Raw genomic sequence first — 13834 nt, 5'->3', positions numbered from 1 at the left:
AGCTAAAAGAAAAGGCTGCTATTGCTAGCAGCCTTTGTAAGTTGGCTGTGAAATTAGAAACCAGTTGGCTTCATCATTCCTGAACCTGCTTGGCTTTTTGCTACTTGGCTACCTGCGCCTTTAGGCTGGTAACGCTCAGTGCGCAGTGGCGCAGCATTGATAGTGATTTCTTTTAGCTCTTGAGTACCCGGCGCTTTTGCCATTGGTGCACTCGCATGAGCTTTAACGGCGTTTGCATTTGAAGGCTTAGCTTCCGTCACTTGAGTAACGTTAGCCACTTCAGCCGTCTCAACTGCTTCTTTGGCTTCAACAACCGGTTCAGAAGCGACCACTTCCTCAACCTCAGAAGGTGTTGCCTCTACGACAGCGTCTACTACCGGAGCTTCAACTTCTTGAACCACTTCAACGATTGGCTCGTCGATAACAGGAGTTTCAACAATCGCTTCTGCAACAGCAGGGGTTGTGACTTCAGTGATCACCGGCTCAACTACAGCTTCAACAGCGACTACTGGTTGCTCACGACGGATAATCACTTTACCCATTGCCATTTCAGGGCAAGCAAATCCACCTAGTGTCGCAACGTTTGCAACCGCGACAACTTCAGGTTGTTGGTCTTGATTTTGCTTGGCACGAGGTGCTGGCTTCGCAAGATCGTAGCGCGGCATCACTTTACCCATTGCCATCTCTGGAGAGGCAACCCCACCTTTACGTAGGCGGAATGGGTTAGGACGACGATCGCGACCACGACGACGGCGTTGACCACTTGCACGTAGATGGCGTGGAGAGCGACGGTTACGACGCTGTTTACCTTCCTGTGCTTCGTTATCATTGTTAGAAGCTTCGTTGTTCGTTTCTGCTTTTACTGGCGCTTGCGCCTTTTCTGCAGCAACGGTTTCAACAGCCTCTACTGCCGCTTCAACTGGTGTCTCCTCAGCTTGTGCTTCTGCTGCCAGTTGCTCTTTCACGCGAATTTGCTTACTTAGCTTGCGGCGTTGACGACGCTCTTTCACTTTCACCGCTTTTTCTTCGCTGCGAGTGTCAGGTTTGTCAACTTGAGCTTCAGCTGCTAGCTTCAGACCTTCTTCAGCAACTTTGCTTGGCTTAGCATCATCACGCTTGTTACGGCGCTCTTGCTTAGGCTTGCGGTTTTGCTGTTTACGTTCAGTCTGTTTCTGCTCGTTGTTCGCTTCGTCACGGTTGTCACGTGTCGGTTTACGTCGGTTATCACGTTTGTCTTCACGATTCGAATCGCGTTGGTTGTCACGGTTACCATCACGATTATTATCGCGATTGCCGTCACGGTTATTACGACGACGCTGATCACCACGCTCGTTGCGGTTGTTACGACGATTGCGATTGTTGCGATTTGGCTTTTCTTTCTCTACCGTTTCTTCTTTCTTCGATTCTTCTTTGTTGTCAGAACCAAACAGGAAGTTACCAAGTGCTTTAAAGAATCGACCAAATAGACCTGGTTGCTCTGGTTTTGCTTCTTCCGCTTTTTCTGGCGCTTTCTTAGCAGCAGGCGCTTTCACAACTGGTGCTGGTGTTGGCGCAGATTGAGCTGGAGCAGCAAAGCCTTTTAGCGCAGGCTCTTCAATCTTCTTCGGTTTGTATTCGGTATCCGGTGTTTCTTTACCTTCCGCTTCCTTCATTGCTTCAAGCTTCTTCGGAAGTAGGTAAGAAAGAAGATCGAATTCTTCACCTTCACGGACGCGAATAACTTCAAAGTGCGGTGTTTCCATATCAGAGTTAGGAACTACCGTGATTTTCACTTCTTGGTTACGCTCGATATGGTTTACAGAGCGGCGTTTTTCGTTCAGTAGGTAAGAAGCGATTGGCACAGGAACAACAGCCAAAACTTGTGACGTGTTGTCTTTTAGTGCTTCTTCTTCAATCAGACGCAGAACAGAAAGTGCAAGAGATTCGTTGTCACGAATAACGCCAGTACCTGTACAGCGAGGACAGATATGGTGGCTTGCTTCTGCTAGAGAAGGGCTTAGACGTTGACGAGACATCTCAAGTAGACCAAAGCGAGAAATGCGGCCGATTTGAACGCGAGCACGGTCCATACGAACTGCGTCACGTAGACGGTTTTCAACTTCACGCTGGTGACGAACTGGTGTCATATCGATAAAGTCGATAACCACTAGACCACCAAGGTCACGTAGACGTAGCTGACGAGCGATCTCATCGGCTGCTTCTAGGTTGGTGTTAAGCGCTGTTTCTTCGATATCGCCGCCTTTAGTAGCACGAGCAGAGTTGATATCGATTGAAGTTAGAGCTTCAGTCGGGTCGATTACGATAGAGCCACCAGAAGGCAGACGAACTTCGCGTTGGAACGCAGATTCAATCTGGCTTTCGATTTGGTAGTGGCTAAATAGTGGCACTTCACCATCGTATTTCTTAACACGGCTAACGAAATCTGGACGAACTAGACGAATATGGTCAAGCGCGCGCTCAAACATAGTGTTGCTGTCGATTAGGATTTCACCGATGTCACGACGCAAGTAATCGCGGATCGCGCGAACGATAACGTTACTTTCTTGGTGAATTAGGAAAGGCGCAGGATTCGAATCAGAGGCTTGCTTGATCGCGCCCCAATGGTTTAGAAGAACATTTAAGTCCCACTCTAACTCTTCAGCACTTTTGCCAACGCCAGCCGTACGAACAATAAGACCCATACCTTGAGGCAGTTCTAGGGTGCTTAGTGCCGCTTTGAGTTGCGTGCGTTCATCGCCTTCGATACGGCGAGAAATACCGCCAGCTCGAGGGTTGTTTGGCATTAGGACTAAGTAACTACCCGCAAGAGAGATAAACGTGGTAAGTGCAGCACCTTTGCTGCCACGTTCTTCTTTTTCCACTTGAACAATTACTTCTTGGCCTTCGGTTAGCACTTCTTTAATGCTAGGACGGCCTTGGTAGCTGTAACCTTCAGGGAAGTATTCGCGAGCAATTTCTTTAAGAGGGAGGAAACCGTGTCTTTCTGCGCCGTAGTCTACGAAAGCAGCTTCAAGACTAGGTTCGATTCGAGTGATACGTCCTTTGTAGATGTTGGCTTTTTTGGATTCATGGCCAGGGCTTTCGATATCAAGGTCGAATAAGCGTTGACCGTCCACTAAAGCAACGCGCAACTCTTCTTTTTGAGTTGCGTTGATTAGCATTCTTTTCATTTAAAAATCTCGTTGTCATTTTTTTATGTGCTTGTTGCTTAGCTTTCTCTTTCACGGTGCCAGATCCCATGGTTTGTTCGGTGCAGCCTCCCGGCTGGAGGGATGCTCTGGGGCACTCCAGTTCTCACAATCTCTGGTTGTGAGCCGCGATATCGGCGGAATATACTCAACGTGAAAGGTATCGAGTAGAGCAACAAGTAAGCTAATGTTCGAAAGGTCTTACGCCGTGTGCTGCACTTTCTATTGATTAGCGATCTACTCTTTTATTGCAATAACAACTTGGAATGTACAAAAGTCAACCAAATTAATCATTGCAGGTGTGAACTATAGCAGTACCCACTAAACTCAGCAATCTGCTTTATAATAAAACGCTAAATAATCTAGTTTTATTTTTTGTAACACACTGTATTTAAGTTTTTTTGTTCAAGATAACCTCAGTTTTATAAATGGGCGCTGGAAAAACAGTTCGTAGTTAGATTGAAAACAAGTAAACTGCACGTTTGTTGCCAAGAAAATGTGAAATTGCGCAGCTTTGAGTGATAGAATAGCCCGATGAGTGAAATAAGAACCCAAGTCCAGTTTGTCGACATTGATTCTGACATGGCTGGCCAGCGTATTGATAACTTTCTACGCAACCATCTGAAAAGTATCCCAAAAAGCATGGTTTACCGTATCCTTCGCAAAGGAGAGGTTCGTGTAAACAAAAAACGCGTTAAAGCAGAATACAAACTGCAAGCGGGCGATTTGGTGAGAATTCCACCGGTCACGATGGAAGAAAAAACCGAAGAAGTGGCGCCGAGTACCAAGTTAAATAAAGTGGCAGAACTCGAGCATATGATTATTTTTGAAGACGATCATATGTTGATTCTTAACAAGCCATCAGGCACGGCTGTGCATGGTGGCAGCGGCTTGAAGTTTGGTGCGATTGAAGCCTTGCGCGCGCTGCGCCCTCAAGCACGCTTTCTTGAGTTAGTGCACCGTATCGACCGCGATACCTCTGGTATTTTGTTGGTCGCTAAGAAGCGCTCAGCATTGCGCCATCTGCAAGCACAGTTTCGTGAAAAGACCGTTCAGAAATACTATTTTGCCCTTGTGATGGGGGAGTGGAAACCAAGCTGTAAAGTGGTGAACGCCCCGTTGTTGAAAAACGAAGTCAACAGCATTGTGCGTGTTAACCCAAATGGTAAGCCTTCGGAGACTCGCTTTAAAGTGCTTGAAAAGTTTGCTGATGCGACATTGGTTCAAGCCAGTCCGATCACGGGACGTACCCATCAAATTCGTGTTCACACCCAGTATACGGGTCACCCAATAGCATGGGATGATCGTTATGGTGACCGTCGTTTTGATGCTTACACAGGTAAAGTGGGCCTAAACCGTTTGTTCTTGCATGCTGCTAACATCAAGTTTGTTCATCCTGGCACGGAAGAGCAGATGGACATCAGTGCTCCGATGGGCGATAAGCTAGAGAAAGTGCTGGTTGGGCTTAGAAAGCTTGCGAAGAATTGAGATTTGAGACGCTAGAGTCGAGAAAAATAAAGTTGAGACTTTAGAATCAAGACTGAAAAGATTGGGAGCAGATAGCTCCCTTTTTTGTTGCTGATATTTCCGAACTGGCTCGTGCCTGGGCTAAATTTTGTCATTCCCGATAGGGCTTACAGTCCGGAGTCGGGAATCTCGTTTCTCAAATCTCAAGCGAAGCTCTCAATTCCAAATTCTCCACTCTCAACTCTAAATTCTCGACTCTCAATTCTTACAATATGTTAAAACCTTCTGCCTCAAGCATATCAATCAAATCAATCAGTGGTAGTCCGACTAATGTATTAGGGTCTTTGCCTTCCAAGCGCTCGAATAGCGCGATACCAAGGCCTTCGCTTTTGAAGCTGCCGGCACAGTAGAAGGGCTCTTCTTTATCGACGTAGTTTTCGATTTGCTGTTGGCTTAACTGGCGAAAATGTACTGTGAACGTATCCAGCTTAGATGTCACGGTATTTGTCTTAGAGTTGTATAGCGCTAAGCCAGTATAAAAAGTGATGCTTTTGCCACTTTGACGAGTTAATTGCTCGATAGCTCTATCGCGGGTGTGGGGCTTGCCAATGATTTCACCATCGATAACACAGACCTGATCGCTACCAATAACAAGGCTGTCTTGTCTTACAGGGCAGGACGTTGCTTTACTTTGTGCCAAGCGCAGCACCAGTTGAGTCGGGGTCTCGTTCGGCAGTGGGGTTTCATCACAATCTGGCGTTGCCGCAGTAAAAGGTACTGCGAGTTTATTGAGCAGTTGCTGCCTAAATGGTGAAGTTGAGGCTAAAACTAGTTGGTAATTTGTCATTTTAATTTACAATCTAAGCGAGCTTGGGAAGCAGCATAATCGATGTTATGACTGTTAGCCTAGCCTTAACCGCAGAAAGGAAAAAAAGTACAACTTTTTAGCCTTTTTCTTTGACTCTAAACGATTTGGAAGATAGAATTCGCGCCCTATGCAAAAGGTAAAAATACCGCGAACGGTTGATCCGGCTCGAGCGGCTCAGAAACGACTAGATTATGAAGGTATCATTCAAGTCAGTCTTTTTAAGCGCTTGTTGGAATCGGTCGAAGGCGTTCAACGCGACGCTCAAGTGTCATTGTCATTTGGGTTAGATGAGCAGCGACTCGTTGTTATCTCTGGTAAAGCTAACATCGAAGTTGATTTAGAGTGTCAACGCTGTAATGAGGTTTTCGCACATGAGTGCGAAGTTCAATTCACTTATACTCCTTATTATAATGAGAAGAGTGAAGAGGACGCACCGGAAGAGTACGATTTGGTAGATCTGAACGAGTACGGTGAAATCGACCTAATACAGTTAGTTGAAGACGAGTTCATTCTAAACTTACCCCAAGTAGCTATGCATGAAGTAGCTGATTGTAGCGTTGATTCAGATAATATGGTGTTTGGCGAACTTCCAGAAGAAGTTGTGGAAGATAAACCGAATCCATTCGATGTTTTGAAAAGCTTAAAGAAGTAATTCTTTAAGAATTTACATAGGAGTAGGGTCCATGGCCGTACAAAAGAGCAAGAAATCACGTTCAATGCGTGGCATGCGTCGTTCACACGATGCTCTAACTACAGCTGCACTTTCTGTAGACGCAACTTCAGGTGAAACTCACCTACGTCACAACGTGACTGCCGAAGGTTACTACCGCGGCAAGAAGGTTATCAACAAGTAAGGTTGACCTTTGCAAAGTATTACCGTTGCACTTGATGCAATGGGCGGGGATTTTGGTCCTCGCGTAACAGTGCCTGCCGCCGTGCAGGCACTGTCGCATTTCCCAGAGCTAAAAGTGATCTTATTAGGTGATCGGACTTCGATCACAACTCAATTATCCTCTCTTGGTTATCAGCCAGATACTCGCTTGAGTATTAAACACTGTGACCGGGTGATCTCCAACTCGGAAAAACCTTCCCTCGCCCTTCGTAATGGACAGAACAGTTCCATGGGTAAAGCGATTGACCTAGTGTCTGTTGGTCAAGCTGACGCGTGTGTCAGTGGCGGCAATACAGGTGCCTTAATGGCACTGTCACGTTTTCGTCTTAAGCTATTGCCCGGTATTGAACGTCCAGCGCTTGTCTCGGCTTTACCAACGATATCCGGTAACCGTACGTGGATGCTCGACTTAGGAGCGAATGTCTCCAGTGATGCAGACTCTTTGTTTCAGTTTGCGGTGATGGGCAGTGCGTTGGCTGAGCAAAATTTAGGTCGACCACCGCGTGTGGCGATACTGAATATTGGCGCAGAAGAAATTAAAGGTAATGACCTTGTTAAACGTTGCGCAGAGATGCTTTCACAGACAGAATCGGTTAACTTTATTGGCTATATCGAAGGTAATCAGCTGTTTAATGACTATGCTGATGTTGTAGTCTGTGACGGTTTTGTTGGCAATATCTGCTTAAAAACCAGTGAGGGTACAGCCCAGCTTTTTATAGATAAGTTGAAAAACACTATGATGGCCTCATCTATAAAGGGTTGGATAGCAAGAAAATTGTTTTCTGGGTTAATTAATGAACTAAAAACATTGAACCCCGACCAGTATAACGGTGCAAGTTTGCTAGGATTGCGCGGCATTGTGATAAAAAGCCACGGAAGTGCAGATGTAGAGGCGGTCGTGAATGCCATCGGCGAAGCCCTACACGAGGTCAAACGACAGGTACCAAGCCGTATAAGCGATCGTTTGGAAGCGGTTTTACTCGAGAGGCATTATTAGTCTTCATGTTTAGCAAAATATTAGGTACTGGCAGCTACTTGCCATCTCAAGTGCGTACTAACGCAGACTTAGAGAAAATGGTAGAAACATCCGACGAGTGGATCGTTGCACGTACGGGCATTAAAGAGCGCCGCATCGCTGCTGAAAACGAGACCGTTGCCGACATGGGTTATCATGCTGCTGTCAACGCAATTGACATGGCTGGCATCGATAAAAATGACATCGATTTAATCATTGTTGCAACAACCAGTGGCAGCCATACATTCCCTTCGGCAGCTTGTCAGGTACAAGCGCAGTTGGATATCAAAGGTTGTCCTGCGTTTGATTTGGCCGCTGCATGTTCAGGTTTTGTTTACGCGTTGTCTGTTGCTGATCAACATATCAAAACGGGTATGTGTAAAAACGTACTAGTGATTGGCGCTGACGCATTATCGAAAACGTGTGACCCAACCGATCGTTCAACCATCATCTTATTTGGTGATGCAGCCGGTGCAGTGGTACTTGGTGCTAGCGAAGAGCCGGGCATTATTTCTACCCACATTTATGCAGATGGCGCATTTGGCGATCTACTGAGCCTTCCTGTACCAGAGCGCGGCAAAGATGCTGACAAATGGCTACATATGGCGGGTAATGAAGTGTTCAAAGTCGCGGTGACTCAGCTTTCTAGACTGGTAAAAGACACCCTTGAAGCGAACAATATGCATAAGTCTGAGCTGGATTGGTTAGTACCACACCAGGCTAACTACCGCATTATTTCAGCGACAGCGAAGAAGCTGTCGATGTCGCTTGACCAAGTAGTTGTGACACTTGACCGACACGGTAATACCTCTGCGGCAACTGTACCAACGGCATTGGATGAAGCGGTGCGTGATGGTCGCATTAAACGCGGTCAAACTCTTCTACTTGAGGCGTTTGGTGGCGGTTTTACTTGGGGCTCTGCGCTCGTTAAGTTCTAAGTTTAAGATTTCAATTTAAGGTGCACAGATGGTGCATCTTTCTTTCTTCTCTTTGTTTTAAGGAAAACAACATGAGCAAGTTTGCTATCGTATTTCCAGGTCAAGGTTCACAAGCTGTTGGTATGCTTGCAGAACTTGGCGAACAATATGACGTAGTTAAACAAACTTTTGCCGAGGCTTCTGAAGCACTAGGTTACGACCTATGGGCACTGGTTCAAAATGGCCCAGTAGAAGATTTAAACCAAACTCACCGCACTCAACCTGCGCTATTGGCATCTTCTGTTGCTATTTGGCGTGTATGGCAAGAGCTAGGCCTTGAGCAGCCTGCTAACCTTGCAGGTCACAGCTTGGGTGAGTACTCAGCACTTGTGTGTGCGGGTGTTATCGACTTTAAACAAGCGATCAAATTGGTTGAACTACGTGGTCAACTGATGCAAGAAGCGGTACCTGCTGGTACTGGTGCAATGTTTGCTATCATTGGCCTTGATGACGAATCAATTGCTAAAGCATGCGAAGAAGCGGCACAAGGCGAAGTGGTTTCTCCAGTGAACTTTAACTCACCAGGTCAAGTGGTTATTGCTGGTAGCAAAGCGGCTGTAGAGCGCGCTGGCGCGCTATGTAAAGAAGCGGGTGCGAAACGTGCTCTGCCACTACCTGTTTCTGTGCCATCTCACTGTGCGTTAATGAAACCAGCAGCTGACAAGCTTGCTGTCGCACTGGAAGAGATTGAGTTCAAGGCACCGCAACTGCCTGTCATCAACAACGTTGATGTTGCAGCAGAAACAGACCCTGCGAAAATTAAGCTCGCGCTAGTTCGTCAGCTATACAGCCCAGTTCGCTGGACTGAAAGCGTGCAGCTAATGAGCGAGCAAGGTGTTGAGAAATTGCTAGAAGTTGGTCCAGGTAAAGTACTGACTGGCCTAACTAAACGTATCGTTAAAACGCTAGATGCAGCAGCTGTGAATGACGTAGCTTCTCTAGAAGCGGCGAAATAATCGGTTGTCGATTAAGCATAAGGAACGCAAAAAATGATGAACCTAGAAGGCAAAATTGCCCTAGTTACTGGTGCGAGCCGTGGTATCGGCCGTGCTATCGCTGAACTGTTGGTTGAGCGTGGCGCGACGGTTATTGGTACTGCGACGTCGGAGAGCGGCGCAGCGGCAATCAGTGAGTACCTTGGCGCGAATGGCAAAGGTCTAGCACTGAACGTGACTGACGTTGAATCTATCGAAGCAACACTAAAAACCATTAACGATGAGTTTGGTGTTATCGATATTTTGGTTAACAACGCTGGTATCACACGCGATAACTTACTGATGCGTATGAAAGATGATGAATGGAATGACATCATCAACACCAACTTAACGCCAATCTACCGCATGTCAAAAGCGGTATTGCGCGGCATGATGAAAAAACGTGCTGGCCGCATCATCAATGTGGGTTCAGTTGTTGGTACTATGGGTAACGCAGGCCAAACTAACTACGCAGCTGCGAAAGCAGGTGTGATTGGTTTTACTAAATCAATGGCTCGTGAAGTCGCTTCTCGCGGTGTAACGGTTAACACTGTTGCGCCTGGTTTTATCGAAACTGATATGACTAAAGCGCTAAACGATGACCAACGTGCTGCAACGCTTGCTAACGTACCAGCGGGTCGTCTAGGTGATCCTCGTGAAATCGCATCGGCTGTTGCATTCCTCGCATCGCCAGAAGCTGCGTACATCACAGGTGAAACTTTGCATGTTAACGGCGGCATGTATATGGTTTAATAGCTAAGTTTGTGCAAAATTGGCGAGGATCTTCTAAGCTTCTTGCCAAGAACATGTAAAACTTGCTATTGGCTTGCACAACATTTGTGCATGATATAAGTCAAAAATGTATTGAATTTCGGTTAAAATCGCTAAAATTGTGGTTTGACCAGCAAGGTCCCCCTTGCAACTTTCAATAGTTCTAATAAACTACGGAATCATCGCATTGAGCGAAATCTGTAAAGGAAAAGAAAAAATGAGCAACATCGAAGAACGCGTAAAGAAAATCATTGTTGAACAGCTAGGTGTAGACGAAGCAGAAGTTAAAAACGAAGCTTCATTTGTTGATGATCTAGGTGCTGATTCTCTAGACACTGTTGAACTAGTAATGGCTCTAGAAGAAGAATTCGACACTGAGATTCCAGACGAAGAAGCTGAGAAGATCACTACTGTTCAAGCTGCAATCGACTACGTGAACAGCGCTCAGTAATCTCTCCCCCCAGGCGGCCATCTGGCCGCCTGAGTTTTTTAACACTCTTCTATATCTCTCATAGAATCATTTCATTTCCCGGAGAATAAAATCGTGTCCAAGCGTCGTGTTGTTGTCACTGGCATGGGTATGTTGTCACCGGTAGGCAACACTGTAGAATCATCATGGAAGGCCCTGCTAGAAGGTCAAAGCGGCATCGTTAATATCGAGCACTTTGATGCTACAAATTTCACTACTCGCTTCGCAGGTCTAGTCAAAGATTTCAACTGCGAAGAGTACATGTCTAAAAAAGATGCTCGTAAAATGGATCTATTTATCCAGTACGGCATCGCAGCTGGTATTCAAGCTTTAGACGATTCAGGCTTACAAGTTAACGAAGAAAACGCAGCACGCATTGGTGTTGCAATCGGTTCGGGTATTGGTGGTTTGGACCTAATTGAAACAGGTCACTCTGCGCTAGTCGAAAAAGGTCCACGTAAGGTGAGCCCATTCTTCGTTCCATCAACCATCGTAAACATGGTTGCAGGTAACCTATCTATCATGCGTGGTCTACGTGGTCCGAACATCGCTATTTCTACAGCATGTACAACGGGTCTACACAATATCGGTCACGCGGCGCGTATGATCGCTTACGGTGATGCAGATGCAATGGTAGCCGGTGGTGCTGAGAAAGCGTCTACACCACTAGGCATGGCAGGCTTCGGTGCTGCTAAAGCGCTATCTACTCGTAACGATGAACCGCAAAAAGCGTCTCGTCCATGGGATAAAGATCGTGACGGCTTCGTTCTAGGTGACGGTGCTGGCATGATGGTACTTGAAGAGTACGAACACGCAAAAGCACGCGGTGCTAAGATTTACGCAGAGCTTGTAGGCTTTGGTATGTCTGGCGACGCTTACCACATGACTTCGCCAAGTGCGGACGGTTCAGGTGGTGCGCTAGCGATGGAAGCGGCAATGCGTGACGCGGGTATCGTTGGTACTCAAGTTGGTTACGTAAACGCTCACGGTACATCAACACCAGCGGGTGATGTAGCGGAAATCAAAGGCGTTAAGCGTGCACTAGGTGAAGAAGGTGCTAAGCAAGTTAAGGTGTCTTCAACTAAATCGATGACTGGCCACCTACTAGGTGCTGCTGGTTCAGTTGAAGCAATCATTACTGTTTTGTCTCTTGTTGACCAAATTGTTCCGCCAACGATCAACCTAGATAACCCAGAAGAAGGTCTCGATATCGATCTTGTGCCACATGTGGCGCAAAAAGTTGATATGGAATACGCAATCTGTAACTCTTTCGGTTTCGGTGGTACTAACGGTTCTCTAGTCTTCAAAAAGATTTAATCGAGAAACGGATTTGTGATAAAACGGCCTAATGCTTTTGGTATTAGGCCGTTTTTTTTAGATTAGGACATCAATGGTGTATTGGCTTAACGGACAACCTTGCGAATCAATTTCTCTGCTTGATCGCTCATTTCAATATGGTGATGGCTGTTTTACCACGATGCTCACTCGAGAGGGCGAGTTGGATTGTTGGTTATATCATCGCGAGCGAATGCAAGCATGTTTAGATACACTTGCTATTGCTCAGCCCAATTGGCAGGTTGTAGAACAATGGTTGCGCAAGGCTGCTCTGCATCAACCACTGGCAGGTTTGAAACTGCACATTAGCCGTGGAGAAGGCGGCAGAGGCTATAGCGCTACTCAAGTGAGTGCTCCTAATGTTACTATTAGCGACTTTGCTTTCCCTCAACATTACCACCAATGGCAACGGGAAGGCATTAAATTAGGCGTTTGCCAAACTCGACTAGGTTTGATGCCTTTATTGGCTGGACACAAACACAATAATCGATTGGAGCAAGTGTTAGTCAAAACGGAAATTGATCAACGTCAACTGACGGATGGCGTGGTATTGAACTTGTCTGAGCATGTGATTGAAACCAGTATGGCAAATCTGTTTTGGCGGCAAGGTGACACGCTCTTTACGCCGAGTTTAGCAATGTCCGGTGTGGCGGGTGTTGCAAGAAGGCGTGTGCTCGAATATCTCGAGCAAAGCCAAGTAAACGTGCGTGTTGGCGAGTTTGCATTGGCAGACTTGTTGGCTGCAGAAGAAGTATTTATAACCAACTCGATTTTAGGTGCCGTCCCGGTGAAGGGAATTGAGGGTCAAAGTTTTCCCTTTGGAGAGCTGACGAGAAGTATTCAGGAGATGTTGTCCCCGTGATTAAAAAGATCACTCTATTTTTGGTTCTGGTTGCGATTGCTGCAACTGGAGCTTTTTTCTATGTTACCAAGCAAGTAGAACAGTTTTTAAGCCAGCCTTTGCAGTTGACCCAAGAACAGATCTTTACCGTAAAACCCGGTACAAGCTTTCAAGGGGTGTTAAGCGATCTCAGCAAGCAAGAGATTATTACCACCAGTGATGTGGTAAAGGTTGTGCGTCATTTTCATCCTGAGTTGACTCAGTTAAGAGCAGGGACTTATCTCATCACGCCTGAGATGGACTTAACTCAAGCTCTCAAACAGTTTAAAACGGGCAAAGAGCATCAGTTTTCACTGACGTTTGTCGAAGGTTCACGCTTTAGTGAGTGGCGTACAATTCTTGAAAATGCCCCTTATCTTGAGCACAAAACCAAGCAGATGAGTGAGGCAGAGATAGCCAAAGCTCTGGGTATTGAACATGACAAACTGGAAGGCTTGTTCCTCGCGGAAACCTTCAATTACACCTACGGTACTTCTGACCTTGAGATTCTTAAGCGCTCTGCAAATAAGCTGCAATCAGTGCTGGATCAAGCTTGGCAGCACCGCCAAGATAAGTTGCCTCTTGCCTCTCCTTATGAAGCGTTAATCCTTGCTTCAATCATTGAGAAAGAGACGGCGGTTGAGTCTGAACGAGAGCGTGTCGCATCGGTTTTCGTCAATCGCCTCAATAAGCGCATGCGTTTGCAAACCGATCCAACCGTTATCTATGGTATGGGTGATAAGTACGATGGCAACATCCGCAAAAAAGATCTCCGTACACCGACACCATACAATACATATGTGATCGCTGGGCTGCCACCAACGCCAATCGCGATGGCGGGTGAAGCATCGATCAAAGCGGCACTCAACCCTGAAGATAGTGACTACTACTATTTTGTCGCCAGTGGTAAAGGAGGACATGTGTTCTCTAAAAACCTGACCGAACATAATCGCGCAGTGCGTGCTTACTTACGACACTTAAGAAGTAACAAATAATTT

13 protein-coding genes are annotated in these 13834 nt (G+C 46.3%); 11 read left to right on the top strand and 2 right to left on the bottom strand.

The window, feature by feature from the left end; all coding sequences use genetic code 11:
- Window positions 1-53 precede the first annotated feature (53 nt).
- Window positions 54-3170, bottom strand: coding sequence for a ribonuclease E (gene rne / locus GZK95_RS09805; protein ID WP_075716582.1), 3117 nt, complete (start codon window positions 3168-3170; stop codon window positions 54-56).
- 552 nt (window positions 3171-3722) lie between these two features.
- Between rne and rluC the strand changes: the two genes are divergently transcribed.
- Window positions 3723-4676 (top strand): 23S rRNA pseudouridine(955/2504/2580) synthase RluC, encoded by a 954-nt coding sequence (gene rluC / locus GZK95_RS09800; protein WP_075708180.1) that lies wholly within the window; start codon window positions 3723-3725, stop codon window positions 4674-4676.
- A gap of 244 nt (window positions 4677-4920) precedes the next feature.
- Here rluC and GZK95_RS09795 read toward each other — a convergent pair whose 3' ends face one another.
- Window positions 4921-5502 carry a Maf family protein gene (locus GZK95_RS09795; RefSeq protein ID WP_075716583.1) on the bottom strand — a complete coding sequence of 194 codons (582 nt, stop codon included), beginning with the start codon at window positions 5500-5502 and terminating at the stop codon, window positions 4921-4923.
- Window positions 5503-5650: 148 nt separating this feature from the next.
- Between GZK95_RS09795 and yceD the strand changes: the two genes are divergently transcribed.
- The 10 genes from yceD (at window position 5651) to mltG (ending at window position 13831) form a co-directional block, all read left to right on the top strand.
- The gene (gene yceD / locus GZK95_RS09790) at window positions 5651-6175 is read left to right on the top strand and encodes a 23S rRNA accumulation protein YceD (RefSeq protein WP_075708176.1); all 525 of its coding nucleotides are present in this window, start codon (window positions 5651-5653) and stop codon (window positions 6173-6175) included.
- A gap of 31 nt (window positions 6176-6206) precedes the next feature.
- Entirely contained in the window at window positions 6207-6377 is a 171-nt protein-coding gene (rpmF, locus tag GZK95_RS09785) for a 50S ribosomal protein L32 (RefSeq protein ID WP_004414666.1), read from the top strand.
- Between the two features lie 9 nt (window positions 6378-6386).
- Window positions 6387-7412, top strand: coding sequence for a phosphate acyltransferase PlsX (gene plsX / locus GZK95_RS09780; RefSeq protein WP_075708174.1), 1026 nt, complete (start codon window positions 6387-6389; stop codon window positions 7410-7412).
- A 5-nt stretch (window positions 7413-7417) separates the two neighbouring features.
- The gene (locus tag GZK95_RS09775; RefSeq protein WP_075708172.1) at window positions 7418-8368 is read left to right on the top strand and encodes a beta-ketoacyl-ACP synthase III; all 951 of its coding nucleotides are present in this window, start codon (window positions 7418-7420) and stop codon (window positions 8366-8368) included.
- Window positions 8369-8439: 71 nt separating this feature from the next.
- Complete coding sequence (gene fabD / locus GZK95_RS09770) at window positions 8440-9363, top strand: ACP S-malonyltransferase (RefSeq protein ID WP_075716584.1); 924 nt, start codon at window positions 8440-8442, stop codon at window positions 9361-9363.
- A gap of 36 nt (window positions 9364-9399) precedes the next feature.
- Window positions 9400-10134, top strand: a complete 735-nt coding sequence (gene fabG, locus GZK95_RS09765; RefSeq protein ID WP_075708651.1) for a 3-oxoacyl-ACP reductase FabG — start codon at window positions 9400-9402, stop codon at window positions 10132-10134.
- A gap of 235 nt (window positions 10135-10369) precedes the next feature.
- The gene (gene acpP, locus GZK95_RS09760; protein ID WP_004406112.1) at window positions 10370-10603 is read left to right on the top strand and encodes an acyl carrier protein; all 234 of its coding nucleotides are present in this window, start codon (window positions 10370-10372) and stop codon (window positions 10601-10603) included.
- A gap of 93 nt (window positions 10604-10696) precedes the next feature.
- Window positions 10697-11938, top strand: a complete 1242-nt coding sequence (gene fabF / locus GZK95_RS09755; RefSeq protein ID WP_075708168.1) for a beta-ketoacyl-ACP synthase II — start codon at window positions 10697-10699, stop codon at window positions 11936-11938.
- Window positions 11939-12014: 76 nt separating this feature from the next.
- Window positions 12015-12818, top strand: a complete 804-nt coding sequence (pabC, locus tag GZK95_RS09750; protein WP_075708649.1) for an aminodeoxychorismate lyase — start codon at window positions 12015-12017, stop codon at window positions 12816-12818.
- The gene (gene mltG, locus GZK95_RS09745; RefSeq protein ID WP_075716585.1) at window positions 12815-13831 is read left to right on the top strand and encodes an endolytic transglycosylase MltG; all 1017 of its coding nucleotides are present in this window, start codon (window positions 12815-12817) and stop codon (window positions 13829-13831) included. The genes pabC and mltG overlap by 4 nt, the downstream gene beginning before the upstream one ends.
- Window positions 13832-13834: the final 3 nt, after the last annotated feature.

It is taken from the genome of Vibrio panuliri, from assembly GCF_009938205.1.
Classification (GTDB): domain Bacteria; phylum Pseudomonadota; class Gammaproteobacteria; order Enterobacterales; family Vibrionaceae; genus Vibrio; species Vibrio panuliri.
The sequence above is the reverse complement of the archived record's forward strand: the minus strand, read 5'-3'. Positions and strand labels throughout refer to the sequence as shown.

What these genes read in the sequence shown, in the direction of transcription:
- yceD (WP_075708176.1), top strand. Translation starts at nt 5,651, where the DNA reads ATGCAAAAGGTAAAAATACCGCGAACGGTTGATCCGGCTCGAGCGGCT.
- acpP (WP_004406112.1), top strand. Translation starts at nt 10,370, where the DNA reads ATGAGCAACATCGAAGAACGCGTAAAGAAAATCATTGTTGAACAGCTA.
- fabG (WP_075708651.1), top strand. Translation starts at nt 9,400, where the DNA reads ATGAACCTAGAAGGCAAAATTGCCCTAGTTACTGGTGCGAGCCGTGGT.
- rne (WP_075716582.1), bottom strand. Translation starts at nt 3,170, where the DNA reads ATGAAAAGAATGCTAATCAACGCAACTCAAAAAGAAGAGTTGCGCGTT.
- rpmF (WP_004414666.1), top strand. Translation starts at nt 6,207, where the DNA reads ATGGCCGTACAAAAGAGCAAGAAATCACGTTCAATGCGTGGCATGCGT.
- fabD (WP_075716584.1), top strand. Translation starts at nt 8,440, where the DNA reads ATGAGCAAGTTTGCTATCGTATTTCCAGGTCAAGGTTCACAAGCTGTT.
- GZK95_RS09795 (WP_075716583.1), bottom strand. Translation starts at nt 5,502, where the DNA reads ATGACAAATTACCAACTAGTTTTAGCCTCAACTTCACCATTTAGGCAG.
- rluC (WP_075708180.1), top strand. Translation starts at nt 3,723, where the DNA reads ATGAGTGAAATAAGAACCCAAGTCCAGTTTGTCGACATTGATTCTGAC.
- GZK95_RS09775 (WP_075708172.1), top strand. Translation starts at nt 7,418, where the DNA reads ATGTTTAGCAAAATATTAGGTACTGGCAGCTACTTGCCATCTCAAGTG.